The sequence below is a fragment of the Streptomyces sp. NPDC021012 genome (assembly GCF_044333355.1).
In the GTDB taxonomy this organism is placed as follows: Bacteria; Actinomycetota; Actinomycetes; order Streptomycetales; family Streptomycetaceae; genus Streptomyces.
The window spans coordinates 57,859-80,531 of sequence record NZ_JBIRQU010000008.1 but is presented as its reverse complement, the minus strand read 5'-3'; the positions used below and the strand labels follow the sequence as shown (position 1 = coordinate 80,531).

General features: G+C 73.3%; 24 protein-coding genes and 8 tRNA genes. 18 read left to right on the top strand and 14 right to left on the bottom strand.

Annotated elements, in window-relative coordinates; genetic code table 11:
• Positions 1–311: 311 nt before the first annotated feature.
• Both cobA and ACH4TP_RS25760 read left to right on the top strand, forming a co-directional pair.
• Positions 312–1,544, top strand: coding sequence for a uroporphyrinogen-III C-methyltransferase (gene cobA, locus ACH4TP_RS25765; protein ID WP_398439372.1), 1,233 nt, complete (start codon positions 312–314; stop codon positions 1,542–1,544).
• A gap of 79 nt (positions 1,545–1,623) precedes the next feature.
• Complete coding sequence (locus ACH4TP_RS25760) at positions 1,624–2,442, top strand: TrmH family RNA methyltransferase (protein WP_389228134.1); 819 nt, start codon at positions 1,624–1,626, stop codon at positions 2,440–2,442.
• Positions 2,443–2,499: 57 nt separating this feature from the next.
• Here the strand turns inward: ACH4TP_RS25760 and ACH4TP_RS25755 are convergent, their stop codons facing one another.
• On the bottom strand, positions 2,500–3,687 hold the full coding sequence (locus ACH4TP_RS25755; RefSeq protein ID WP_398186479.1) for a serine/threonine-protein kinase: 1,188 nt from the start codon (positions 3,685–3,687) through the stop codon (positions 2,500–2,502).
• 503 nt (positions 3,688–4,190) lie between these two features.
• On the opposite strand from ACH4TP_RS25755, the gene ACH4TP_RS25750 reads away from it, so the two are divergent.
• Entirely contained in the window at positions 4,191–4,358 is a 168-nt protein-coding gene (locus ACH4TP_RS25750; protein ID WP_389228129.1) for a hypothetical protein, read from the top strand.
• Between the two features lie 158 nt (positions 4,359–4,516).
• On the opposite strand, the gene ACH4TP_RS25745 is transcribed toward ACH4TP_RS25750, so the two are convergent.
• A complete protein-coding gene (locus ACH4TP_RS25745; protein ID WP_398439260.1) occupies positions 4,517–4,666 on the bottom strand; it encodes a hypothetical protein in 150 nt (49 codons plus the stop codon).
• Between the two features lie 16 nt (positions 4,667–4,682).
• Between ACH4TP_RS25745 and ACH4TP_RS25740 the strand changes: the two genes are divergently transcribed.
• The gene (locus tag ACH4TP_RS25740) at positions 4,683–5,654 is read left to right on the top strand and encodes a phosphotransferase family protein (protein ID WP_398439259.1); all 972 of its coding nucleotides are present in this window, start codon (positions 4,683–4,685) and stop codon (positions 5,652–5,654) included.
• 66 nt (positions 5,655–5,720) lie between these two features.
• Positions 5,721–6,008, top strand: coding sequence for a zf-TFIIB domain-containing protein (locus ACH4TP_RS25735; protein WP_389228120.1), 288 nt, complete (start codon positions 5,721–5,723; stop codon positions 6,006–6,008).
• Between the two features lie 98 nt (positions 6,009–6,106).
• Here ACH4TP_RS25735 and ACH4TP_RS25730 read toward each other — a convergent pair.
• From ACH4TP_RS25730 to ACH4TP_RS25705, 6 genes are all read right to left on the bottom strand, one after another.
• Positions 6,107–6,181, bottom strand: a tRNA-Val gene (locus ACH4TP_RS25730).
• Positions 6,182–6,210: 29 nt separating this feature from the next.
• A tRNA-Val gene (locus tag ACH4TP_RS25725) sits at positions 6,211–6,282 on the bottom strand.
• A gap of 27 nt (positions 6,283–6,309) precedes the next feature.
• Positions 6,310–6,384, bottom strand: a tRNA-Val gene (locus ACH4TP_RS25720).
• 34 nt (positions 6,385–6,418) lie between these two features.
• A tRNA-Val gene (locus ACH4TP_RS25715) sits at positions 6,419–6,490 on the bottom strand.
• A gap of 1 nt (position 6,491) precedes the next feature.
• Positions 6,492–6,565, bottom strand: a tRNA-Cys gene (locus ACH4TP_RS25710).
• A gap of 39 nt (positions 6,566–6,604) precedes the next feature.
• Positions 6,605–6,677 (bottom strand) — tRNA-Gly (locus ACH4TP_RS25705).
• A 233-nt stretch (positions 6,678–6,910) separates the two neighbouring features.
• Between ACH4TP_RS25705 and ACH4TP_RS25700 the strand changes: the two genes are divergently transcribed.
• Genes ACH4TP_RS25700 through ACH4TP_RS25690 form a run of 3 tightly spaced genes read left to right on the top strand, consistent with a single transcriptional unit; the run spans position 6,911 to position 9,687 of the window.
• A complete protein-coding gene (locus tag ACH4TP_RS25700) occupies positions 6,911–7,978 on the top strand; it encodes a chorismate-binding protein (RefSeq protein WP_398186488.1) in 1,068 nt (355 codons plus the stop codon).
• Positions 7,975–8,805 (top strand): aminotransferase class IV, encoded by an 831-nt coding sequence (locus ACH4TP_RS25695; protein ID WP_398439257.1) that lies wholly within the window; start codon positions 7,975–7,977, stop codon positions 8,803–8,805. Before ACH4TP_RS25700 ends, ACH4TP_RS25695 begins: the two co-directional genes overlap by 4 nt.
• Positions 8,806–8,847: 42 nt before the next feature.
• Positions 8,848–9,687 carry a GNAT family N-acetyltransferase gene (locus ACH4TP_RS25690; protein WP_398439371.1) on the top strand — a complete coding sequence of 280 codons (840 nt, stop codon included), beginning with the start codon at positions 8,848–8,850 and terminating at the stop codon, positions 9,685–9,687.
• Between the two features lie 276 nt (positions 9,688–9,963).
• On the opposite strand, the gene ACH4TP_RS25685 is transcribed toward ACH4TP_RS25690, so the two are convergent.
• Positions 9,964–10,482: a DsbA family protein gene (locus ACH4TP_RS25685; RefSeq protein WP_389228111.1), complete on the bottom strand. Its 519-nt coding sequence runs from the start codon at positions 10,480–10,482 to the stop codon at positions 9,964–9,966.
• A 149-nt stretch (positions 10,483–10,631) separates the two neighbouring features.
• Here ACH4TP_RS25685 and ACH4TP_RS25680 point away from each other — a divergent pair, with 149 nt between their 5' ends.
• Positions 10,632–11,045, top strand: coding sequence for a hypothetical protein (locus ACH4TP_RS25680; protein WP_398439256.1), 414 nt, complete (start codon positions 10,632–10,634; stop codon positions 11,043–11,045).
• A 122-nt stretch (positions 11,046–11,167) separates the two neighbouring features.
• Positions 11,168–11,341 carry a hypothetical protein gene (locus tag ACH4TP_RS25675; protein ID WP_389228105.1) on the top strand — a complete coding sequence of 58 codons (174 nt, stop codon included), beginning with the start codon at positions 11,168–11,170 and terminating at the stop codon, positions 11,339–11,341.
• A gap of 9 nt (positions 11,342–11,350) precedes the next feature.
• Here ACH4TP_RS25675 and ACH4TP_RS25670 read toward each other — a convergent pair whose 3' ends face one another.
• Complete coding sequence (locus ACH4TP_RS25670) at positions 11,351–11,908, bottom strand: CGNR zinc finger domain-containing protein (RefSeq protein WP_389228102.1); 558 nt, start codon at positions 11,906–11,908, stop codon at positions 11,351–11,353.
• Positions 11,909–12,099: 191 nt separating this feature from the next.
• A complete protein-coding gene (locus ACH4TP_RS25665) occupies positions 12,100–12,513 on the bottom strand; it encodes an SsgA family sporulation/cell division regulator (RefSeq protein ID WP_015032345.1) in 414 nt (137 codons plus the stop codon).
• A 189-nt stretch (positions 12,514–12,702) separates the two neighbouring features.
• Here ACH4TP_RS25665 and ACH4TP_RS25660 point away from each other — a divergent pair, with 189 nt between their 5' ends.
• Together ACH4TP_RS25660 and ACH4TP_RS25655 are read left to right on the top strand one after the other, a co-directional pair.
• Positions 12,703–13,125, top strand: a complete 423-nt coding sequence (locus tag ACH4TP_RS25660; protein WP_389228099.1) for a TIGR02611 family protein — start codon at positions 12,703–12,705, stop codon at positions 13,123–13,125.
• Between the two features lie 54 nt (positions 13,126–13,179).
• Positions 13,180–13,254, top strand: a tRNA-Val gene (locus ACH4TP_RS25655).
• 49 nt (positions 13,255–13,303) lie between these two features.
• On the opposite strand, the gene ACH4TP_RS25650 is transcribed toward ACH4TP_RS25655, so the two are convergent.
• Positions 13,304–15,742, bottom strand: a complete 2,439-nt coding sequence (locus ACH4TP_RS25650; protein WP_398439255.1) for an SCO7613 C-terminal domain-containing membrane protein — start codon at positions 15,740–15,742, stop codon at positions 13,304–13,306.
• A 92-nt stretch (positions 15,743–15,834) separates the two neighbouring features.
• On the opposite strand from ACH4TP_RS25650, the gene ACH4TP_RS25645 reads away from it, so the two are divergent.
• Both ACH4TP_RS25645 and ACH4TP_RS25640 read left to right on the top strand, forming a co-directional pair.
• A complete protein-coding gene (locus ACH4TP_RS25645) occupies positions 15,835–16,281 on the top strand; it encodes an SRPBCC family protein (RefSeq protein WP_389228093.1) in 447 nt (148 codons plus the stop codon).
• Positions 16,282–16,320: 39 nt separating this feature from the next.
• Positions 16,321–16,392 (top strand) — tRNA-Val (locus ACH4TP_RS25640).
• A 53-nt stretch (positions 16,393–16,445) separates the two neighbouring features.
• Here the strand turns inward: ACH4TP_RS25640 and ACH4TP_RS25635 are convergent.
• Positions 16,446–17,174: a 3'-5' exonuclease gene (locus ACH4TP_RS25635; protein ID WP_389228090.1), complete on the bottom strand. Its 729-nt coding sequence runs from the start codon at positions 17,172–17,174 to the stop codon at positions 16,446–16,448.
• A gap of 121 nt (positions 17,175–17,295) precedes the next feature.
• Between ACH4TP_RS25635 and ACH4TP_RS25630 the strand changes: the two genes are divergently transcribed.
• From ACH4TP_RS25630 to thrS, 3 genes are all read left to right on the top strand, one after another.
• The gene (locus ACH4TP_RS25630; protein WP_389228087.1) at positions 17,296–17,862 is read left to right on the top strand and encodes a DUF4365 domain-containing protein; all 567 of its coding nucleotides are present in this window, start codon (positions 17,296–17,298) and stop codon (positions 17,860–17,862) included.
• The gene (locus tag ACH4TP_RS25625; protein ID WP_398439254.1) at positions 17,862–19,175 is read left to right on the top strand and encodes a hypothetical protein; all 1,314 of its coding nucleotides are present in this window, start codon (positions 17,862–17,864) and stop codon (positions 19,173–19,175) included. Before ACH4TP_RS25630 ends, ACH4TP_RS25625 begins: the two co-directional genes overlap by 1 nt.
• 172 nt (positions 19,176–19,347) lie before the next feature.
• The gene (thrS, locus tag ACH4TP_RS25620; RefSeq protein ID WP_389238241.1) at positions 19,348–21,324 is read left to right on the top strand and encodes a threonine--tRNA ligase; all 1,977 of its coding nucleotides are present in this window, start codon (positions 19,348–19,350) and stop codon (positions 21,322–21,324) included.
• Between the two features lie 12 nt (positions 21,325–21,336).
• Here thrS and ACH4TP_RS25615 read toward each other — a convergent pair whose 3' ends face one another.
• Positions 21,337–22,035, bottom strand: a complete 699-nt coding sequence (locus ACH4TP_RS25615; RefSeq protein WP_389238243.1) for a potassium channel family protein — start codon at positions 22,033–22,035, stop codon at positions 21,337–21,339.
• Between the two features lie 65 nt (positions 22,036–22,100).
• On the opposite strand from ACH4TP_RS25615, the gene ACH4TP_RS25610 reads away from it, so the two are divergent.
• Entirely contained in the window at positions 22,101–22,664 is a 564-nt protein-coding gene (locus tag ACH4TP_RS25610) for an HIT family protein (protein WP_388852161.1), read from the top strand.
• Positions 22,665–22,673 lie beyond the last annotated feature (9 nt).

The following is a 22,673-nucleotide window of genomic DNA, read 5'->3' as shown; positions in this document are numbered from 1 at the left end:
TCCCCCGACCCACCCACGGGAGTGGGGGACGCGCAGGAACCGGGTTCGGGACGTAAAGCGTGATTTGTGGCGCGTAAGAAACGCCAGGCATCCGCCGACCCCGCAGGCGCCGTAAATCATGCAGTCCCGAACCCGGTTCCGGAGCGTCCCCCACGACCCGAACGCACCGGCCGGGGGACATCCGTCACACCCGGCAACCCCCAGGTCACAGCTATCGTGACGGTGTACAAGCCGCTCCACCGCCGCAGCGGCACCCTCGCCCGCACCGCACCACCGCACGCTCTCCGAGGAGCCGCTCACCCATGGCAGACATGGCAGAGAACGCCGAGCACCCCGCCTACCCCGTCGGCCTGCGCCTCGCCGGCCGCCGCGTCGTCGTCCTCGGCGGAGGCCAGGTCGCCCAGCGCCGCCTCCCGGCCCTGATCGCCGCGGGCGCGGAGATCACCCTGATCTCCCCCTCCGCGACCCCGTCCGTGGACGCGATGGCGGAGACGGGCGAGATCACCTGGATCAAGCGGCGGTACGAAGCAGGCGACCTCGCCGACGCCTGGTACGTGCTGGTGGCCACCACGGACGCGAAGGCGAACGCCGAGGCATCGGCCGAGGCCGAACGCACCCGAACCTGGTGCGTACGAGCGGACGACGCCGAAGCCGCCACGGCCTGGACCCCGGCGACCGGCCGTGACGCGGGCGTCACGGTGGCCGTGCTCACGGGCCACGACCCCCGCCGCTCCGCCGCCGTACGGGACGCGATCGTCGAGGGCCTCCGCGACGGCTCGATCGCCGCACCGGCGCACCGCTCCCGCACCCCCTTCGTCGCCCTGGTGGGCGGCGGCCCCGGCGACCCGGACCTGATCACCGTCCGGGGCCGTCGGCTGCTCGCGGAGGCGGACGTGGTCATCGCGGACCGGCTCGGCCCCCGCGACCTCCTGGACGAGCTGCCGCCGCACGTCGAGGTGATCGACGCGGCGAAGATCCCGTACGGCCGCTTCATGGCCCAGGAGGCCATCAACAACGCACTGATCGAGCACGCGAAGGCGGGCAAGTCGGTCGTCCGCCTCAAGGGCGGCGACCCGTTCGTCTTCGGCCGCGGCATGGAGGAGGCCCAGGCACTCGCGGCCGAGGGCATCGCCTGCACGGTGGTCCCGGGCATCTCCAGCTCGATCTCGGTCCCCGGGGCGGCCGGCATCCCGGTGACGCACCGCGGGGTGGCCCACGAGTTCACGGTGGTCAGCGGCCACGTGGCGCCGGACGACCCGCGCTCCCTCGTGGACTGGGCGTCCCTCGCCAAGCTCACGGGAACCCTGGTGATCCTCATGGGCGTGGACAAGATCGGCAAGATCGCCGAGGCGCTCATCGCCCACGGCAAGAGCCCCGACACCCCCCTGGCCCTGGTCCAGGAAGGCACGACGGCGGCCCAGCGCCGCGTGGACGCCACGCTGGCGACGGTCGCGGAGACCGTCAAGGCGCAGGAGGTCCGCCCGCCGGCGGTCATCGTCATCGGCGACGTGGTCACCGAGGGTCCCGACAAGCCGACGAAGTAACACCACCCCACCCCACGCGCGGCGGGCCCGCCCCGCCCCACGCATTGGCACCACACCCCGGACAAGGCAGTATCACCTCGTGGCCGAACTCATCACGATCGACGACCCCGACGACCCGCGCCTGCGCGACTACACCGGCCTGACCGACGTCGAGCTCCGCCGCAGGCGCGAGCCGGCCGAGGGCCTGTTCATCGCGGAGGGCGAGAAGGTCATCCGCCGCGCGAAGCAGGCCGGGTACGAGATGCGGTCGATGCTGCTCTCCGCCAAGTGGGTCGACGTCATGCGCGACGTCATCGACGAGGTCCCGGCACCGGTGTACGCGATCCAGCCGGACCTGGCGGAACGCGTCACCGGCTACCACGTGCACCGCGGGGCCCTCGCCTCCATGCAGCGCAAGCCGCTCCCGGAGGCGGGCGAGCTCCTGGCGGGCGCCCGCCGCGTGGTGATCATGGAGTCGGTGAACGACCACACGAACATCGGCGCCATCTTCCGCTCCGCCGCCGCCCTCGGCATGGACGCGGTCCTGCTGTCCCCGGACTGCGCGGACCCGCTGTACCGCCGCTCGGTGAAGGTCTCGATGGGCGCGGTGTTCTCCGTCCCGTACGCCCGCCTGGACTCCTGGCCCCGAGGCCTGGAGACGGTACGGGAGGCGGGCTTCAAGCTCCTGGCGCTCACCCCGGCGGAGAAGGCGACCTCGATCGACGAGGCCGCCCCGCACCGCCTGGACCGGGTGGCGCTGATGCTCGGCGCGGAGGGCGACGGACTGTCCACGCAGGCCCTGCGCGCCGCCGACGAGTGGGTCCGCATCCCGATGGCCCACGGCGTCGACTCGCTCAACGTGGGCGCGGCGGCGGCCGTCGCGTTCTACGCGGTGGCGACGGGCCGCCCGGAGTCCTGAGCCCGTACGGCCCTAGCCCTTGCAGCCCTAGCCCCTACGGCACCGCCCCCTCCGGGATTACCCCTGGAGGGCCTGCGCGGCGGCGATGCCCAGGGCCACCACCAGGGTCACGACCACGAAGACGAAGAGCCGCTGCCGCAGCAGCCGGGGATTGGCGGGGCGGCGGCCCGTCGACGTGGAGCGGGCGCCGGGCCGGGTCCCGGCCCGGGACTGGGACTGCGGTCCCCGCGAACCACCGGTCCTGGGCCCGGCCGAGGGCCGCGACGAGGGACCGGGCCCACGCCCCCGCTCCCCACCGCGCTCGGAGGCCCGCTCCGGGGCACGGCCGGGAACGTCCCGCTCGGTGTACCGCTCGGTGGGCCGGACGGTGTTGCGCTCCTCGGCCCGCTCCCGCTGCACGGGCGGCCGGGAGACCGGCAGCCCCTGGGCCTCGCGCGCCGCGATCTCCTTGAGCCGCATCGACAGCTGGAGCGTGCTGGGACGGTCCTCGGGGTCCTTCGCGAGGCAGGCCCGGATCAACGGCGCGAGCGCGTCCGGAACCCCGTGGAGCTGCGGCTCCTCGTGCACGACGCGGTAGAGCATGACCTCGGAACTGCCGTGCCCGAAGGGGGAGTCGGCCATCGCCGCGTACGCCAGGGTGGCGCCGAGCGAGAAGACGTCGGTGGCCGGGGTCACGGCGGCGCCACGCACCTGCTCGGGCGCGAGGAAGCCGGGCGATCCGACGGCGGTGCCGACATGGGTCAAGGTGCTGGCCCCGGTCGCCCAGGCGATCCCGAAGTCGATGATCCGGGGCCCCTTGGGCGACAGCAGGATGTTCGAGGGCTTGAGGTCGCGATGGACCACACCGGCCTCGTGGACGGCCACCAGGCCCTCCGAGAGCGCCGCCCCGATCGAGGCCACGTCGGCGGCGCGCAGCGCGCCCTCCTCGGCGACCCGGTCGTGCAGCGAGGGGCCGGGCACGTACTGGGTGGCGAACCAGGGACGGTCGGCCTCCAGGTCGGCGGCGACGAGCCGCGCGGTGCAGCCGCCCCGGATCCGCCGCGCGGCGGACACCTCGCGCGCGAACCGCGAGCGGAACTCCTGGTCCTCGGCCAGATCGGGCCGGATCACCTTCAGCGCGACCCGCTGGCCGCGCCGGTCGGACCCCAGGTACACGACGCCCATCCCGCCGGCCCCCAGCCTGCGGTGGAGTCGGAACGACCCGACGATCCGCGGATCCTCGCGTCGGAGCCGCATCATCGCCATGTCCGTCCCCTCGTCCGTTCGACGTGGCACAGCTTACGTAGTGGCGCCCGTACGCGCTCATAGGCCGCGCCCTCGCACCGGGATCGATTGTCAGTACTGAGGGGGACACCGGGGGACCGGAGGCAACGGATCCGACCCCCAACCCCCGCCCCCGGAAACCCACTTGACGAGCGGTTCCGACGCGGCCGGGCAGCCCGGAGGGCGGGTCCCGGGGCCGCCGGGACGATGCCCGCCCGTACGGCACCCAGGGAGGTGAGCTACGTCACGCCGCCACGCCCTCTCCGGGCCGTCCCTCAGGGAAGACCCAGGGTTCCGGGCGTCCGTCTCCACCCAGGGGAGTACGCCGCAGGGGCGGGCGTCATCCTCCGGGAGGCCCGGAAGTCGGTACGCGGGCATGACGTCCCGGGCCTTCCCGCTCCCTAGTGTTGAGGTCAAGCGGCGGGTGCGGCACTCGTCCCCCGAGGTCACGCACCCGCCGCTACAGACGCGACAGGAGAGGAACCATGGCCTACACGGCGCACCGGACGACCCCCCGGCCTTCGAGCCGCCGTCACCCCCTGGTGGCCACGGCCATGGTCCTCCCTCTCGCGGCCCTGCTCGTGGTCGTCTTCGGCGGCTGGGACGCGGTGGTCACACAGGCGTCGTCCGTGGGCGTGATGCTGGGGCGCTGAGAGGCGCCCCGGACCCGGGAGAGCGGCCCGGGTCGGGACATCCGGCCATCAACCCCGTGGGGACGGGGGTGCGGCGGACGGCAGCGTGGGGCCGGTCAGCTGGGGAGCTGACCGGCCCTCGCGCATTCCCTGACCGCCGGGCCCGGCGCCGGGGACGGTCAGTACGGCTCCGGGAGCGAGCCGGGCACCCCGTACGGCTTCGGGAGCGAACCAGATACCCCGTACGGCTTCGAGAGCGAGCTGGGCACCCCGTACAGCTCCGGGAGCGAACCAGATACCCCGTACGGCTCCAGGAGCGAGCCGGGCACCCCGTACCCTCCGGGAGTGGACTCAGCACCCCGGACACCCACCCCGCCGCTTTCCTCTCCCGAAGGCCCGCTCGACCGCCTCGCGGCCCTCGCCCGCGCGGCGGCCCACGAGGCGGAAGCGCCCTGCCGCTGCGCGAGCGGTCTGGTCGGGGTGCTGGCCGACCGGGCCGACGGGACCGTCGTACGGCACGGGGGACTGGTCGCCAAGGCGCATGCGCCCGGCACCGACCCGGAGGCCCATCGCGCGCGGCTCGCGCTGGCCGCGCACCAGGACGTCGGGGGCGTCTTCCTGCCGCCCCTCCCGCTGCTGCGGTCCGGCCCCCAGGAGCTCGACGGCCGCCCGGTGACCGTCTGGCCGTACGGCCCGCCCGTGGACCCGGAGGACCCCGACGCCGCACCGTGGGAGGACGCGGCGCGGCTCCTCGCCCTGCTGCACCGGACCCCGCCCCCGCCCGGCCGTGCCGGTCGCCTCCCGGAGATGCGGGCCCCCGTGAAGGCGGCGCTCGCCGTGGACCGGATGCGCCGCGCGGCTCCGGACCACCCGGCGACGGCCACCGTCCTGGAGGCCTGGCGGACGGTCCCGGAGGCCCCCGCGGCGTACCGGTTCCTCTGCCACGGCGACTTCCACCTGGGCCAGCTGGTCAGGGCTCCCCGCGAGGGGACCCACGCGCCCTGGCGGCTCATCGACATCGACGACCTGGGCCTGGGCGACCCCGCCTGGGATCTGGCCCGGCCCGCCGCGTGGTTCGCCGCCGGGCTCCTGCCGCCCGGGATCTGGTCCCGTTTCCTCGGGGCGTACCAGGAGGCGGGCGGCCCCGCCGTGGGCGCGGACCCGTGGGAGCGGCTCGACGTGCCCGCGCGGGCCCTGACGGTCCAGACCGCCGCCCTGGCCCTCGCCAAGTCCACGGCCGAGCGCCGGCCGCTCGACGAGGTGGAGGACGTGATGATCGACACCTGTGCCCGCATCGCCGGGCGGCGAACCGGGTAGGTCCTTCCGGCGTCCACGTAAGGTGAAGCACCATTCGAACGGCGATGTCAGGGAGTTGAGCCCAGCATGCAGTGTCCCAAGTGCCATGCGGCCATGCACACGTACAACCGCAACGGTGTCCAGATCGAGCAGTGCAGCGGTTGCCGGGGCATATTCCTGGACTACGGCGAGCTGGAGGCGCTGACCCGCCTGGAGGCCCAGTGGGTCCAGCAGGCCCCGCCCGCCCCGCCGGCCTACCCGGTGCAGCCCGCCGCGCCGGCCTGGGGCGCCCCGCACCACGGCGGCCACCACGGTGGTCACCACGGCGGCCACCACCACAAGGGCGGCTTCGGTCGGCTGCTCTTCTCCTCCTGACCGACCGTGCCCCGGTCCTGCCGGGGCACGAAACCGGGATCACGAAACCGGGGCACGAAGAAGCCCCCGGCCGCGAGCTGCGACCGGGGGCTTCCTGGTGGTGCGCGATACTGGGATTGAACCAGTGACCTCTTCCGTGTCAGGGAAGCGCTCTCCCGCTGAGCTAATCGCGCGGGTGCACCCGAAGGGTGCCTGTACTGCGTGCGCGATACTGGGATTGAACCAGTGACCTCTTCCGTGTCAGGGAAGCGCTCTCCCGCTGAGCTAATCGCGCGGGTGCACCCGAGGGGTGCGTGAAGTGTGGTGCGCGATACTGGGATTGAACCAGTGACCTCTTCCGTGTCAGGGAAGCGCTCTCCCGCTGAGCTAATCGCGCGGGGGATCCGAGGATCCGGGATCCGGAGATCCAGTGGACGATACTGGGATTGAACCAGTGACCTCTTCCGTGTCAGGGAAGCGCTCTCCCGCTGAGCTAATCGTCCTTGGAGGTGGAGACGGGATTTGAACCCGTGTAGACGGCTTTGCAGGCCGTTGCCTCGCCTCTCGGCCACTCCACCAGGAGTGATAACGGGGGTTCGGGAAGATCCCCCACATCGAGCGGACGACGAGATTCGAACTCGCGACCCTCACCTTGGCAAGGTGATGCTCTACCAACTGAGCCACGTCCGCTTGTCGTTTCCGTTTCGCTTGCGCGTCCCGGCGACGTGTTGAACTCTAGCGGATTCCTGGGCCAGTACAAAAACGCGTTTCCGCAGCGTGCTGACCTGCACGCCCTTCCCGGTGCCCGGCCGGGCCTCCCGGAGCGTTCGCGTGGCGTTCACTCGCCGTGTCCCCGGGGTCGCGGGGAGACCCCGCCCCTCGCGCCCCTCACACCCCTTCCGCACCCGACCTAGACTCGATGCGTGTACGACCTTGCTCCTCTGGCCCGCTTCGGCGGCCTCGTCGCGACCGACCTCCGGGACGTCACCCACGATCCCGAGGCACTGGACTCCGCAGGCTTCTGGGCCGTCTGCGCGGACTTCGAAGGGCGCCTCACCTGCGCGCGTTTCGGGGATGTCCGGCCCGACCCGGTCCCCCTGCCCGTCCCGGGCGCCTGGCGCGGACCCGCCGCCGGTGACTGGACGTCCTCGCTCGACCGCACCGCGTACGTCGCGGGCGTACGGCGCGTGCGCGAGCACATCGCGCGCGGCGAGGTCTACCAGGCGAACCTCTGCCGGGTGCTGACCGCGCCGCTGCCGGACCCGGCCGCCGCCGACGTCGACGCCCTCACCGCGCTCCTCGCCCGGGGCAACCCCGCCCCGTACGCCGGGACGATCCGCCTGCCCGCGCACGGCGTGGAGATCGCCACCGCCTCTCCCGAGCTGTATTTGCGCAGGGAGGGGACCCTGATCTCCTCGGGGCCCATCAAGGGGACCGGCCGCACCGCCGCCGACCTCCTCCCCAAGGACCACGCGGAGAACGTGATGATCGTCGACCTGGTCCGCAACGACCTGGGCCGCGTCAGCGAGACCGGCACCGTCGCCGTCCCCGAGCTCTGCGCCGTCGAGGAGCACCCCGGCCTCGTCCACCTCGTCTCCACGGTCACCGGCGTCCTGCGCGAGGACGCCGGCTGGCCCGAGCTGCTCGCCGCCACCTTCCCGCCCGGCTCCGTCACCGGCGCGCCCAAGTCCAGCGCGCTGCGGATCATCGAGGCCCTGGAGACCGCGCCCCGGGGCCCGTACTGCGGAGGCATCGGCTGGGTCGACGCCGACGCGGGCACCGCCGAGCTGGCCGTCGGCATACGCACCTTCTGGATCGACCGCCCCGAGGGCGTGCTCCGCTTCGGCACGGGCGCCGGGATCACCTGGGGCTCCGACCCGGAGCGCGAGTGGGAGGAGACCGAGCTGAAGGCGGACCGGCTGGTCGCGATAGCGTCGGGCGCCTACGAGTCAGGCGCCATTGCGGCGAGCGGAAAGGCCACTTCTCGATGAAACTCTGGGTCAACGGCGGGCTGCACGACGCGGAGACCGCCCGGGTCTCCGTACTGGACCACGGACTGACCGTCGGCGACGGCATCTTCGAGACGGTGAAGGCCGAGCGCGGCGAAACGTTTGCTCTCACCCTCCACCTGGAGCGGCTCACCCGCTCCGCCCGCGGCCTCGGCCTGCCCGACCCGGACCTCGACGAGGTCCGCCGCGCCTGCGCCGCCGTCCTGGAGGCGAACCCGATGGAGCTCGGGCGGCTCCGCATCACGTACACCGGCGGCCTCTCCCCGCTCGGCTCCGAGCGCGGCGACGCCGGGACGAGCCTGGTCGTCGCCCTCGGCGAGACGAGCCGACGCCCCGACTCCACCGCCGTGATCACCGTCCCCTGGACCCGCAACGAGCGCGGCGCCCTCACCGGCCTCAAGACCACCTCGTACGCCGAGAACGTCGTCGCCCTCGCCAGGGCGCGCGAGCAGGGGGCCTCCGAGGCGCTCTTCGCCAACACCGTGGGGCAGCTCTGCGAGGGCACCGGCTCCAACGTCTTCGTCGTGGTCGGCGGCAGGATCCTCACCCCGCCCGTCTCCTCCGGCTGCCTCGCGGGCATCACGCGCGCGCTCGCCGTGGAGTGGACCGGCGCCGAGGAGACCGACCTGCCGCTGGACGTCCTGGAGAGCGCCGACGAGATCTTCCTGACCTCGACCCTGCGCGACGTCCAGGCCGTGCACCGGGTCGACGGGCGGGAGCTCCCGGGCGCGCCCGGCCCCGTCACCGCCAAGGCGATGCGGGTCTTCGACGAGCGGGCGGCCGCGGACCGGGACCCCGGGCTCGCGTAAATCCGGATGACGGGCGGTGCTCGGCTGGGTAGAACACCCATGATGACCACCACCCTGCGGCCGACCGAGCCGCTTCAGCAGTCCGCCGACGGCGGCCGTTCCCGCACCTTCGACATCTGCGTGAACAGCCGCCGGGTCGGCTCCGTCCACCTCGCCACCGACCAGGCCTTCGGCGCCTCCTCCGGCCTGATCGAAAGCCTCCTGGTCGACGCGCCCGACCGGGGACGCGGCCGGGGCACGGTGGCGGCGCTCGCCGCGGAGGAGGTGCTCCGCGGCTGGGGCTGCGGCGAGGTGCAGGTCTCCGTGCCCGCCGAGGCGGAGGCCGCGCTGCGGATGGCCCGCTCGCTCGGGTACACCGAGCGCAGCCGGAACATGGTCAAGGAGCTGCCGACCGAGCCTCCGCGGCTGCCGGAGGGCTTCGCGCACCGGCCGGCGACCGAGCCGGAGTTCGAGACGTGGTCGGCGAAGTCCCGGGCCGCCTTCGCGCAGAGCTGGATCGACCGGGGCGTCCCCGAGGAGCAGGCGCTCGCCAAGGCCGAGGAGTCCGGCCGCCGCTTCCTCCCGCAGGGCCTCGCGACCCCGGGCGTCACCGTCTCCGTCGGCACGCGCGACGGGCAGGTCGTCGGCTACCTGTGGGTGGGCCGGCTGGAGCGCGAGCCCGGAAAGGGGACCGGCTTCGTCTTCGAGGTCGAGGTCGTCGAGGGGGAGCGCGGCAAGGGGTACGGCCGGGCCCTGATGCTGCTCGCCGAACAGCACGCCCTGGAGGCCGGGGAGCGCCTGATCGAACTGCACGTGTTCGCGGGCAACACCCCGGCGATCCGGCTCTACGAGTCGCTCGGCTACCGCACGACGCTCGTCAACAGCGCGAAGCCGCTGGTGTAGGACCCGGGCGGCTGCCCGGGTCGGACCGGCGGTTGCCTGGGTCGGACCGGGATGGACCGGCGGCTGCCTGGGTCGGACCGGCGCCCGGGTCGGATCGGCGGCGGCCCAGGCCGGACCGACGGCTGCTCGGGTCGGACCGGCGCCCAGGCCGGACCGGCGGCGTCCCGGGTCGGACCGGCGCCCGGGTCGGATCGGCGGCGGCCCAGGCCGGACCGGCGGCTGCCCAGGCCGGACCGGCGGCGCCGCGGGCCTCGGGCCGGGGGCTTCGGCGGTGGGTCAGGTCGTGGCCAGCAGTCGGTCGGCGATCTGCTCGATCCGCTCCCGCAGGCCCTCCTGGCTCTGGCCGCCGTCCAGGCGCTCGCCGCCGATGACGTAGGTCGGGGTGCCGGTGACCTTGATCGCCTTGCCCTCGGCCTCGTCGGCGTCCACGGTCAGCAGGTGCCGGCCGTCGATCAGGGCGGTGTCGAACTCCTCGGCGTCCAGGCCCAGTTCGGCCGCCGCCTCCAGGAGGACCGGCTCGCCCCGGTCGCCGAGCTCGGCGGTCCTGGCGAGCAGCGCCTCCGCGTACGGCCAGCCCTTGCCCTGCTCGAAGGCCTCCTCGGCGGCCTGGGCGGCGGCATACGCGTGCTTGTGCTTGGCCAGCGGGAAGTGGCGCAGCTGTACGTCGAGCCGGTCGCCGTACTTCTCGCGGAGGGCGCGGACGTCGTCGAGGGCCTGGAAGCAGTCGGGGCACTGGAGGTCGAACCACGCCTCCAGGACGACGGGGGAGGAGGGTGCGGTGGTGGAGTCGTTCATGCGAGCAGTCTCCCTCACCCCGACCTGGGGAGGAGATCCCGGCCGGGACGACCCGGAGATCTCCCTGAGACGGGCCTCGGGACATGGCCCCGGCCGGGCCCGGCGGTGCAGGATGGAAGGGACGTATCGCCCGGCACCTGGAGGATCGCATGCTCGCCGAGACCATCTTTTCCGCGGTGTCCGCGGCGGGCCTGGGCATCGCCGCGATTTCGGCGTACCGGAAGAAGTTCCTGTCCGCCGCCCGGATCGCGGCCTACGCGCTGGTGCCGCTCGGCCTGGTGATGACGGGTGCGGTGGAATGGGTCGCCGACACGGCCTTCAGCCCCGTGGCCTGGGCCGGCTTCGGAGTCCTCGGCGTCGCCTGGCTGCTCTTCCTGTCCACCCGGGCCGTGGAGCGGCGCCGGGCCGGCCGTGAGGTGACGGCCGGGGGAGCCGAGCAGAGAGCCATGGCCCCGGCCGCGTCGGCGCCCTCGCGCGCCGTGACGGCGAAGCCGAAGGCCGGTCAGCCGGCCGGCGAGGACTTCAGCGACATCGAGGCGATTCTGAAGAAGCACGGAATCTGATCACTTCTGGCGATTCCGGTGTCCGTCCTCGTTCCGTGATCCACGGGAAGGGGTGAACGGCCCCCGCGGTCGGGTGTGTTGCGGGATTCGTCCGGTGCGGTGTGCGCCATCATCCCCCCGAGATGCTGGATACCTCGCGGGAGCCCGTCCCCGCCGCCACCGAAGCCCCCGTCACCCCCGCCGAGGAGCCGCGCGGCTGCCTGTTCGCGCTCTCCCAGCCACCGCTGATGATCTTCCTCGGGGTGATCGGCTGTCTGCTGCTGATGGCCGCGGTGCACGATCTCTTCGTCCTGTGACGGGGCGGGTCAGCCCGCGGCCTCCTTGCGGCGTGCCCGGTACGCGGCCACGTGCAGGCGGTTGCCGCAGGTGCGGCTGTCGCAGTAGCGGCGCGAGCGGTTGCGGGAGAGGTCCACGAAGGCCCGGCCGCAGTCCGGCGCCTCGCAGCGCCGCAGCCGCTCCTGCTCACCCGCCACCACGATGAACGCGAGGGCCATGCCGCAGTCGGCCGCGAGGTGGTCCGCCACCGAGGCGCCCGGCGCGAAGTAGTGCACGTGCCAGTCGTAGCCGTCGTGGTCGGTGAGCTGGGGAGTGGTGCCCGCACCCGCCACCAGCTGGTTGATCAGGAGGGCCGCGATCCGGGCCTCGGGGGCGGAGAAGACCGCCGCGAACTTCTCACGCACCCCGCGCACGGCACGCAGGTCCTCGGGCCCGAGGTCGCCCACACCGCTGACCTCGTGCGCCTCCAGGAAGGCATGGAGCTCCTGGACGTCCGCGAGCTCGTCGGCCCGCTCGCCCTGGGGCGCGGTGTTCATCAGATCGACGACGGTGTCGAGGGCGATCCGGGTGTCGTGGGGGATCAGCACGATTCGCTCCCTGGCCGGCCGCGGGCGGGCGCCCGCGGAATGGCGCTGACTTTAGCGCGCCCCGGAAAACGCCACCGGCGCCCGCCACCGCGCCGGCTGCGCGGTGGGAGCGCCGGATCTCGTGCCTATGTGACTGTCCGCGCGGCGCCGTCTCCCCGAGTCGGACGGCGCCGTGCGGCTCTCGGCCTGGCTCAGCTGTCGGCCAGGATGTGGGAGAGCTCCGTGTCGAGATCGAAGTGCCGGTGCTCGGTGCCCGGTGGCACCGCGGCGTCGGTCCTCTTCAGGAACGACTCCAGGGCCCTCGCCGGGGCTTCGAGCAGGGCTTCTCCCTCGGGGGAGCTCAACGCGATGCAGACGACTCCCTGACCGTGGCTGCGGGACGGCCAGACGCGGACGTCGCCCGTGCCGGTGGGCCGGTGCAGCCCCTCGGCGAGAAGGTCGCGGGCGAAGACCCACTCGACCGTCTCTTCGGCTCCGGTGTGGAAGGTGGCGTGCACGGCATACGGATCGGCCGTGTCATACCGCAGGCCCGCGGGTACAGGCAGTGATGACTCGCTCGACACAACGAGGCGCAGGTGCAGCTCGCAGCTGACCGTGGTGTTCATAAGCGCCAGGGCCTTTCGCTCAGTGTGCGCTCGGGGATTCGCACGTCGGCGAAATCGACATGCCACCTCCGGTGTCGTTGTAAACCCCTCTGTCTGTTTTGTGATTGTTCAGGTAGCTCGTACGGACGCGTGTGACCTGCGGTAATACCGCCATTCCGGTGGGGGCTTCCCGTCCGGTAGGTTGGGGGCATGAATGCGGAGAGTGACGAGCGCGCCGGGGAGTCCGCAGACGGCCAGGAAGCCGAACTGGGATCCCGCGCACCGGAGTTCATCAAGTCCCGGCGAGGCCTGCATCTGAGCTGGCAGGTCGGCGTCTTCATCGTGGGACTCGCCGTGGTCGGCGCCGGAGTGGTGATGCTCCCGCTCCCCGGCCCCGGCTGGCTGGTCATCTTCGCCGGCATGGCGATCTGGGCGACCGAGTTCGTCTGGGCCCAGCTCGTGCTCCGCTGGACCAAGCGCAAGGTCACGGAGGCCGCCCAGCGTGCCCTCGACCCCAAGGTCCGCCGCCGGAACATCATCCTCACCGCCATCGGACTGGTGATCGTCGCGGCAGTGCTCGCCGTCTACTTCTGGAAGTTCGGCTTCGTCATGCCGTGGAAGATCGACGAGTGACCTTCCGGTGGTTCGGAACCACCGCTGACATGCGGTAATGTTTGCGGTGCGCCGGGGCGATTAGCTCAGCGGGAGAGCACTTCGTTCACACCGAAGGGGTCACTGGTTCGATCCCAGTATCGCCCACCACCCGGCCCGAAGGCCCGGAGACGGATTCCGTCTCCGGGCCTTCGGCGTCTCACCGCATCCGCCCGAGCCGCTCCCGCAGCCTGCGGGCGTCCCGCAGCCGCTGCTCGTACGTGGCGCCCACCCCGAGCAGCAGCAGCCCCGCCAGGGCCGGCGGCAGCCAGCGCGGCAGCGCGCCCACCGCCTGCACCACGTACGGCGCCAGCTCGTGCAGCCCGTCCAGGGCGAGCACCGCGCCGCCGAGCACCAGCAGCGCCTGGAGCCGGAACCGCGCGCCGAGCAGCGTCACCACGAGCGCCGCCACCCCCAGGGCCAGCGGCCGCGCCCACTCCGGGTCCGTCCAGGCCGCCAGCAGGGCCGGCAGCAGCGTCACCGCGAGACCGGGGCCGTACGCCGTCCAGGACGAGGCCTCCGGGTCCCGGCGCCGCCGCAGGAACCCGACGGCCAGCGCGGGCACCGTCACCGGGAGCGTGTACGCCTCCGGGGCCGTGACGTCCCAGACCGCCAGTCGCACCCACGTGGCCAGCAGGAACAGCGCCGCCGCCGTCCACGAGGCGAACCGCCGCCGCTCGGGCCGCACGGCCGTCGCCGCCGCGATCACCCCGCCGAGGGCCAGCGCGAGCGCGAGGAACGCGGGACGGGACGCGGCGATCCCCAGGGCGAGCAGCCCCACGGTCCCGCCCGTGACCTCGACCGCCAGGGCCACCGGGCGCGGCGCCCTGGACCCGACGGCGGCGGTCGCCGCCGGGACGAGCAGCAGCGCGAGCGCCGTCCACTGGTCCGCGAACCCGCCGGCGGCCGCCACGGCGCACACGAGCCCCGTCGCCACGAGCACCGCCCCCGTGGCGGAGACCACCCGCCGCCCGTCCGCCCCGAGCACCGCGACCCCGGCCAGCAGCGCGAGCACCACGCCGAGCACGGCGAACGTGGCCCCCCGGACGTCCAGAGCGAGGCCGATCGCCCCGACGGCGGACGCGAGACCACCGGCGTACGCGACCCACCCGAGCACCACCCCGGGCACCGGCGCGGCGGCCCGCACCGGAGGCCGGGGCGCCCACCCGGGCCAGGGCACCGCGGGCCCGGCGACCGGCGGGGCGGCCGGAGCCGTGGCCGCCCGCAGGCCGCGCGTCAGCGGGCCCGGGCGGACCGCGAGCCACAGGGCCGCCGCCGTCGTGAGCAGCTGGAGGACGAGCGTCGCCGCGTACGGGAGCGCGAACGCGACCGGCAGGGCCGTGAGGAGGGCCCAGGCCAGGACGAGGGCACCGCACCGGGCCCAGAGCCGGGGGAGGGCCGCGAGCGCGGCGACGGCGACCGCCAGGACCGGGACGGCCGTCGCCGGGTACGAGGCCAGGGCGGGCGCGGTGTGCTCGCCCGACCAGACGCCCGTCGTCCGGGCCACCGGCCCGAGGGCTCCCGCCATCACCGGCGGCAGCGCCCACACGACCCCGAGCCCCACGACACCGGCACCCGCGCAGGCGAGCCCGAGTCGGATCCCACGCGGCAGGAGCGTGCCGTCCGGCAGGCGCCACACCGAGGCCAGGGCCAGCGCGCACAGCACGTACCCCGGTATCGCCCAGTCGGCGGGGAGCGCCGTGCGGAGGAGGCCGCCGTTGGCCGCGAGGGCGGCCAGGCCCGCGAGCGCGGAAGCCGCAGTCGCGAACGAAGGGACGCGCCAGGCCACGCAAAGGATCACCGCCGCGCCCGTCAGGAGGAGCGGAGCGCCGCTCCAGGGGGAGGCGAGGGAGAGCGCGCCGCCCGTCAGCAGGGCCCAGCCGCCCAGGGCGGCCCCGGCCGTGCCCGCCGTGATCCGGATCGCGGCCGGGCGGGTCCACAGGGCGACCGCCGCGTCGGCCGTCGCCGTGAGGAGCGCGGCCCACGCGAAGGCCGTCGACCCGCCGCCGGCCGCGAGCACCCCGAGCGGAAGCGGCAGCTGCGCCGCGACCACGGCCACCGGGCGCGGGATCCGCAGCCGGGACAGTGCCGAGCCGTACGCCGTCCACGCGCCCGCGAGGACCGCCGACGCCACCGCCGAGTACCCCAGGCCGTCCGTGCCCGGCAGCGCCACCCGGTGCAGCGCGTACGCGTCGAGCACCATCAGGGCGAGACCGAGCGCCGCCACCGACTCGGCCGTCGACACCAGGCCCTTGCGCAGCAGCGCCACCGGCGCCGCGAGCGCCGCGCCGGTCACCACGGCCAGGACCGTCGCGCGGGCGCCGATCCCCATCGAGCCCCAGCTGACCAGGGTGAAGGCGACCGCCGCGATCGTCAGCAGGGTGCCGCCGAGCGTCAGGAGCACGTTCTGCGCGCTCCTGGGCGTCGAGTCCGCGACCGGCGGACGCGGGGGAAGCGGAGCCGCCGCCGCGACCGGCCGGTACAGGACCTGGATCAGCCAGGCGCGACGGGCCAGCAACTGGGCCCGACGAGCGTCGAGTTGCGCCAGCTCACGGTCGACGAGCACCAGCTCGTCGGCGGGCGGCAGGGAGTTGTCCATACCCGGAGTGTGGCTCCGGCCACAGCGGCCGGGAATGCGTCCCGGTACTCAGATTCCCGCGATTCCCGCCTGAGTACGTCCACACTGGGGGCATGGACTGGTGCCGGTACCGCTTCCGCTGCGTCTGGCGGCTCGCCGCCCCGCCCGACACCGTCTACGCGGTCCTCGAACGCGCCGAGGAGTACCCCCGCTGGTGGCCCCAGGTCCGGGAGGTCGTCCCCTTCGACGCCACCACCGGCACCGCCCGCTTCCGCTCCCTCCTCCCGTACGACCTCGTCGTCACCGCCCGGGCCCTGCGCCACGACCCGGCCGCCCGCGTCCTGGAGATCGGCCTCGGCGGGGACCTGGAGGGATGGGCCCGCTGGACCCTCACCCCCGAAGGGGCCGGCACCCACGCCCTGTACGAGCAGGAGGTCGAGGTCAGGGCCCGGCTCCTGCGGGCCCTCGCCGTCCCCGGACGGCCCGTCTTCCGCGCCAACCACGCCCTGATGATGCGCGGCGGACGGCGGGGACTGGCGGCCCACCTGCGCGCGGTTTGAACCAGAGGCGCGAAGACCTGTATTGTTCAACCCGTTCCCGGGCGATTAGCTCAGCGGGAGAGCACTTCGTTCACACCGAAGGGGTCACTGGTTCGATCCCAGTATCGCCCACCGGGAGAGGCCGGTCCGTCGAAAGACGGACCGGCCTTCCGCATTCCCGGCCCTCACGCCGCCGTGCGCAGCTCCGGCCGCAGCGGCCATGACGGGTCCACCGTCTCCGGTGTCCCCTGCCGGGTGAACCAGGCCTGGAGCCCCCGCGCCTGCGCCGCGTGCCACACCGCCTGGAGCGTGTGGAGCTCTCCGGGCGTCAGCCGCTCCAGACGGGACGAGAAGCGCCGCGCCACCGCCCGTACGACGTCCATCGCCGCCGCCGCGTCCGCCGCCGCGTCGTGCGCGCCCGCCAGCTCCACCTCGTAGTGCGCGCACAGGTCCGTCAGCGTCCTGCGGCCCTTGCGGTAGCGGTCCAGGTGCTTGTCCAGGACCCGCGGGTCGAGCACCGTCAGGGGGCTGCCCGCCGTGTAGTTCCCCAGCGACGAGGCCCGGTGCCGGCGCAGCTCGCGGTCCAGGATCGTCAGGTCGAACGGCGCGTTCATCACCACCAGCGGCCGCCCCGCCGCCGACTGCTCGGCCAGCGCGCGCGCCAGCTCCTCCATCACGGGCGCCGGCCACCGGCCGTTCCGCTGGAGGTGCTCGTCCGTCAGGCCGTGGACCGCCGTGGCCCCCTCCGGCACCGGTATGCCGGGGTTGACCAGCCAGCGCGTCACCCGCGGACGCGCCCCCTCCGCGTCCTGGACGACGAGGGCGGCCGAGACGATCCGGTCCTCCTCGACGTCAACTCCCGTGGTCTCCGTGTCGAAAGCGGCCAGGGGCCCTTCGTACCAGTGCATCGACATCCCCGAACTCCCTGCACACCCGCGGCAGATGGCCAACCCCCTGCCCCGAAACGGTGATACCCGGACTGTTTGCGTCGTACGCGGACCGGTCACAACACAAGGGACGGGGAAGGAAGAAGACATGGCGCTCGCCCAGCCCGAGTCGGGAGGGCTGCCGCCCCAGCGGACGGCACCGACGCGCGGCTCACTCGCCACCACCGCCTGCATGGAGACCCTTCAGGTGGGATACCTGCACGCCGTCGCCGCCGCGGCCGGCTGCTCGCTGTCCCAGCCCTTTCCGGACAACGGCATCGACTGGCACGTGAGCCACAGCGCTCCCGGGCACACCGTCGACGACGAAGTGACCATCAAGGTGCAGCTCAAGTGCACCTACCAGATACCGCCGCGCCCGCCGGGCAGCGCGTTCTCCTTCACCCTCGACAACGACCACCTGGTGAAACTCGCCCGGACGCCGGTGTCCGTGCACAAGATCCTGGTCGTGATGCTCGTCCCGAGGTCGCAGGAGGACTGGCTGAGAGCGAGCCACGACCGGCTGGACCTGCGGCACTGCTGCTACTGGATCAACCTGGCCGGACACCCGGTCACGGGACGGCGCCGGACCACCGTGCGCATCCCGACGGCGCGGATCTTCGACGACCGGGCGCTCTGCGAGATCATGACCCGGGTCGGCGTGGGAGGGAGACCTTGATGCACCGACCGATCGACGAACCCGGGTTCGGGGACGAGGGGGACGGGGCCGCGCGCGGCCCCGTCCCCCCGCCCTACCGGCCCCACCCGGCGCCCGGCGAGACCCCCGGACCCTGGACCGGCATCCCCGCCCCGCCCATCGGACCCTGGGCCGACACCCAGGGCGAGCCCGACCCGGGCAGGGTCGACCCGCGGGTCCTCGGCGCCCTGCTCGCCCGCCACGGCTGGCGCCGGCGCGGCGGCGCCGTCGGCCGCTACAGCCGCTGGACCCCGCCCGGCAGCGGCACCGGCACGAGCCTCCTCGTCCCGGAGAGCCGCGCCTTCCCGGACTGCGACGACCTGCTCGGCGAGGCGCTCACCGCCCTCGCCCGCAGCGCCACGCCCTCCGCCCGCGAGGTCCTCACCGGCCTGTCCGTGCCCAGCGACGAGATCCGCTGGTGGCGCGACGTGCCCCCGGGCCCGGCTGGCACCGTCCCCTGGACCGTGCAGGAACAGCTCAGGTCCGCCGCCCGCCAGCTCCTCCTGGCCGGCGCGCTCGCCGTGCGCGGCCGGGCCGGCTACTACGGCGCCCGGCACCGGCGCGCCGCCCAGGCCTCCCTGGAGACCGTCGTCGTCGGCGCGGCGCCCGGCGGGCGCGGCCTCACCGCCTTCCTGCCGGTCGAACCGGGCCGCCCGATCGCCGTCCGGCTCTACCACGCGCTGTACGCGGCCCGCGAGGCCGTCGACTACCAGCGGGCCACCGGCGGCATGGAGGCCTTCGACACCGCCGTCGAGGCGGGCGTCAGCCGCGAGCTCACCGAGGCGCTCGTCGCCCTCGTCCGGGGCAGCGAGGGCGCCCGCGTCGCCCTGGAGTGGGCCCCGGCCGCCGGGGCGCCCGAGGGCTGCGCCGCCCGGCCCGAACCGGTCGAGTTCTCGCCCGGCGACCTGCCCGCGCTGCGGGAGGCGAGCGCCCGCTACCTGACCGACGAGCCCTCCGTCCCCGTCCGGCTCACCGGCGCCGTGGTCCGCATGCGCCGCTCCGGGCCGCGCGGGGAGGGGATCGTACGGCTCCGGGTGCTCGGCGGCGCGGAGGTCCCGCACGTCCGGGTCGCCCTCGACGAGGAGGCGTACCGCACGGCCGGCCACGCCCACCTCGTCGGCCTCCCGATCCGGGTGGTGGGCCGCCTGGAGAGCCGGGGCGGCTTCCGCCGCCTCACCGACGCCTCCGGGGTCGTCCCCGTCCAGGTCGACGAGACGGAACGGGACCGGCTGCTCAAGGCCCTCCACGAGAACCTCGACTTCTTCGAGGAGGCATGCGGCCCGGAGGAGGAGTGAGCACAGCACGGGGCGGGCACACCACGGGGCTGAGCGCACCACGGGGCGAAACCCTTTCGCGGGCGGCGCGAACCGCTCGGTAAGATCGGTGACGACGCGGCACCTCGTCTCTGCCGCGCGTCGCCGGCGCCGGCACCTCGTGTCTGCCTGCGCCCTTATGTATGGAGTACCCGTGTCTGATGTCCGTGTGACCGTCCAGTCCGCCTCGGAGGCAGAGGAGAGGGCGGTGAGCGCGGGCACCACCGCCGGCGCCCTGTTCGCCGACGACCGCACCGTCATCGCCGCCCGCGTGGGCGGCGAGCTGAAGGACCTGTCGTACGAGCTCCGCGACGGCGATGTCGTCGAGGGCGTCGAGATCTCCTCCCCGGACGGTCTCGACATCCTGCGCCACTCGACCGCGCACGTCATGGCCCAGGCCGTGCAGGAGCTCTTCCCCGAGGCCAAGCTGGGCATCGGCCCGCCGGTCCGGGACGGCTTCTACTACGACTTCGACGTCGAGAAGCCCTTCACTCCCGAGGACCTCAAGGTCATCGAGAAGAAGATGCAGGAGATCCAGAAGCGCGGCCAGCGCTTCGCCCGCCGCGTGGTGACCGACGAGGCCGCCCGCGAGGAGCTCGCGGACGAGCCGTACAAGCTGGAGCTCATCGGCATCAAGGGCTCCGCGTCGACCGACGACGGGGCGAACGTCGAGGTGGGCGGCGGCGAGCTGACCATCTACGACAACCTCGACGCCAAGACCGGCGAGCTGTGCTGGAAGGACCTCTGCCGCGGTCCGCACCTGCCCACCACCCGGAACATCCCGGCGTTCAAGCTGATGCGCAACGCGGCCGCCTACTGGCGCGGCAGCGAGAAGAACCCGATGCTCCAGCGCATCTACGGCACCGCCTGGCCGTCGAAGGACGAGCTGAAGGCGCACCTCGACTTCCTGGCCGAGGCCGAGAAGCGCGACCACCGCAAGCTCGGCAACGAGCTGGACCTCTTCTCCATCCCGGACGAGATCGGCTCCGGCCTCGCGGTCTTCCACCCCAAGGGCGGCATCATCCGCCGGGTCATGGAGGACTACTCGCGCAAGCGCCACGAGGAGGAGGGCTACGAGTTCGTCTACTCGCCGCACGCCACCAAGGGCAAGCTGTTCGAGAAGTCGGGCCACCTGGACTGGTACGCCGAGGGCATGTACCCCCCCATGCAGCTCGACGAGGGTGTGGACTACTACCTCAAGCCCATGAACTGCCCGATGCACAACCTGATCTTCGACGCGCGCGGGCGCTCCTACCGTGAGCTGCCGCTGCGCCTGTTCGAGTTCGGCACCGTGTACCGGTACGAGAAGTCCGGCGTCGTCCACGGCCTGACCCGGGCCCGCGGCTTCACCCAGGACGACGCGCACATCTACTGCACCCGCGAGCAGATGGCGGAGGAGCTCGACAAGACCCTCACCTTCGTCCTGAACCTGCTCCGCGACTACGGTCTGACCGACTTCTACCTGGAGCTGTCGACCAAGGACCCGGAGAAGTTCGTCGGCTCGGACGAGGTGTGGGAGGAGGCCACCGCGGTCCTCCAGCAGGTCGCCGAGAAGCAGGGCCTCCCGCTGACCCCCGACCCGGGCGGCGCCGCGTTCTACGGCCCGAAGATCTCCGTGCAGGCGCGGGACGCCATCGGCCGCACCTGGCAGATGTCGACCGTGCAGCTCGACTTCAACCTGCCGGAGCGCTTCGACCTGGAGTACACCGCGCCGGACGGCACCAAGCAGCGCCCGGTCATGATCCACCGCGCGCTGTTCGGTTCCATCGAGCGGTTCTTCGCCGTGCTCCTGGAGCACTACGCGGGCGCCATGCCGCCGTGGCTGGCCCCGGTCCAGGCGACCGGCATCCCGATCGGCGACGCGCACGTCGACTACCTGCACGAGTTCGCCGCCAAGGCGAAGAAGCAGGGCCTGCGCGTGGAGGTCGACTCCTCCTCGGACCGGATGCAGAAGAAGATCCGGAACGCGCAGAAGCAGAAGGTCCCGTTCATGATCATCGCGGGTGACGAGGACATGGCCGCCGGTGCCGTCTCCTTCCGCTACCGCGACGGCTCGCAGGAGAACGGCATCCCCGTCGACGAGGCGATCGCCAAGCTCGCCAAGGTCGTCGAGGACCGCGTCCAGGTCTGACGGCCTGAGCCTTCAGGAGGCCCCCGGGGAACCCCCCGGGGGCCTCTTCCCGTCCTCCCTCTCGTCCTCCCGGGTGAACGCCTGGATCAGCCAGGACGAGAACGAACCCGTCACCGCGCCGAGCAGGGCAAGCCCCACGCCCATCATGCCCACCGCCGTCAGGCGGCCCATCGGCGTCACCGGGGTCACGTCCCCGTACCCCACCGTCGCCAGCGTCGCGCACGCCCACCACACCGCGTCCCCGAAGGTGCGGATCGTCGCGCCCGGGGCGCCGTACTCGTAGTGGTAGACGGTCAGCGCCCCCGCGAAGCCCAGCAGGCTCGCCGTCATCCCCGCGTACGCCATGACCCGGGCGTAGAGCGTGAGCCGGGGCTTGTCGTGGCGGCGCTGCACCCGGTCGTACACGCTCACCACCCGGAGCGGGCGCAGCAGCGGCAGCACCACGACCACCGTGTCGAGGAAGTGATGGCGCATGAAGCGGAACAGGCCGAGACCGCTCAGCCTGACCCGTACGACATAGTCGACGATGAAGACCGCCCACGCCGCGTACGTGAGCGCGAGGCACAGGTCGCGCAGGGGCCCCGCCAGGCCGTGGCCGAGGATCCGCACCGCGTAGGCGGCGAGATAGACCAGGGCCGTCACCGTCAGGGGGATCTCCATCCGGTCGTCCCAGCGTTCCTGCGCGGGCGGGATCAGCGGCCTCTCTCTCATCGGATCAGCATGGCCGCTGCGTGGATCTTCCGCCCCGGCGACACGTTCCGAACGGACGACGCAATATGCTGCTCAGCATGACGACTGAGCCGGAACAGCAGATCGGAGTGGGGACGCAGGACGCGTTCCAGCGCCTGTGGACGCCTCACCGGATGGCCTACATCCAGGGCGAGAACAAGCCGACCGGGCCAGGGGCCGAGGACGGTTGTCCGTTCTGCTCCATTCCGTCGAAGTCCGACGAGGACGGGCTGGTGATCGCACGCGGCCAGAGCGTGTACGCGGTGCTCAACCTCTACCCGTACAACGGCGGTCACCTGATGGTCGTTCCGTACCGGCACGTCGCCGACTACACCGACCTCGACGAGGCGGAGACGGTCGAACTCGCCGCCTTCACCAAGCGCGCGATGGTCGCGCTGCGGGCGGCGTCCGGCGCGCACGGCTTCAACATCGGCATGAACCAGGGGGCCGTCGCGGGCGCCGGCATCGCCGCGCACCTGCACCAGCACCTGGTGCCCCGCTGGGGCGGGGACACCAACTTCATGCCGGTCGTCGGCCACACCAAGGTGCTGCCGCAGCTCCTCGCCGACACCCGGAAGATGCTGGCCGACGCCTGGCCGGCCACCCTCTGACCCGCCGGG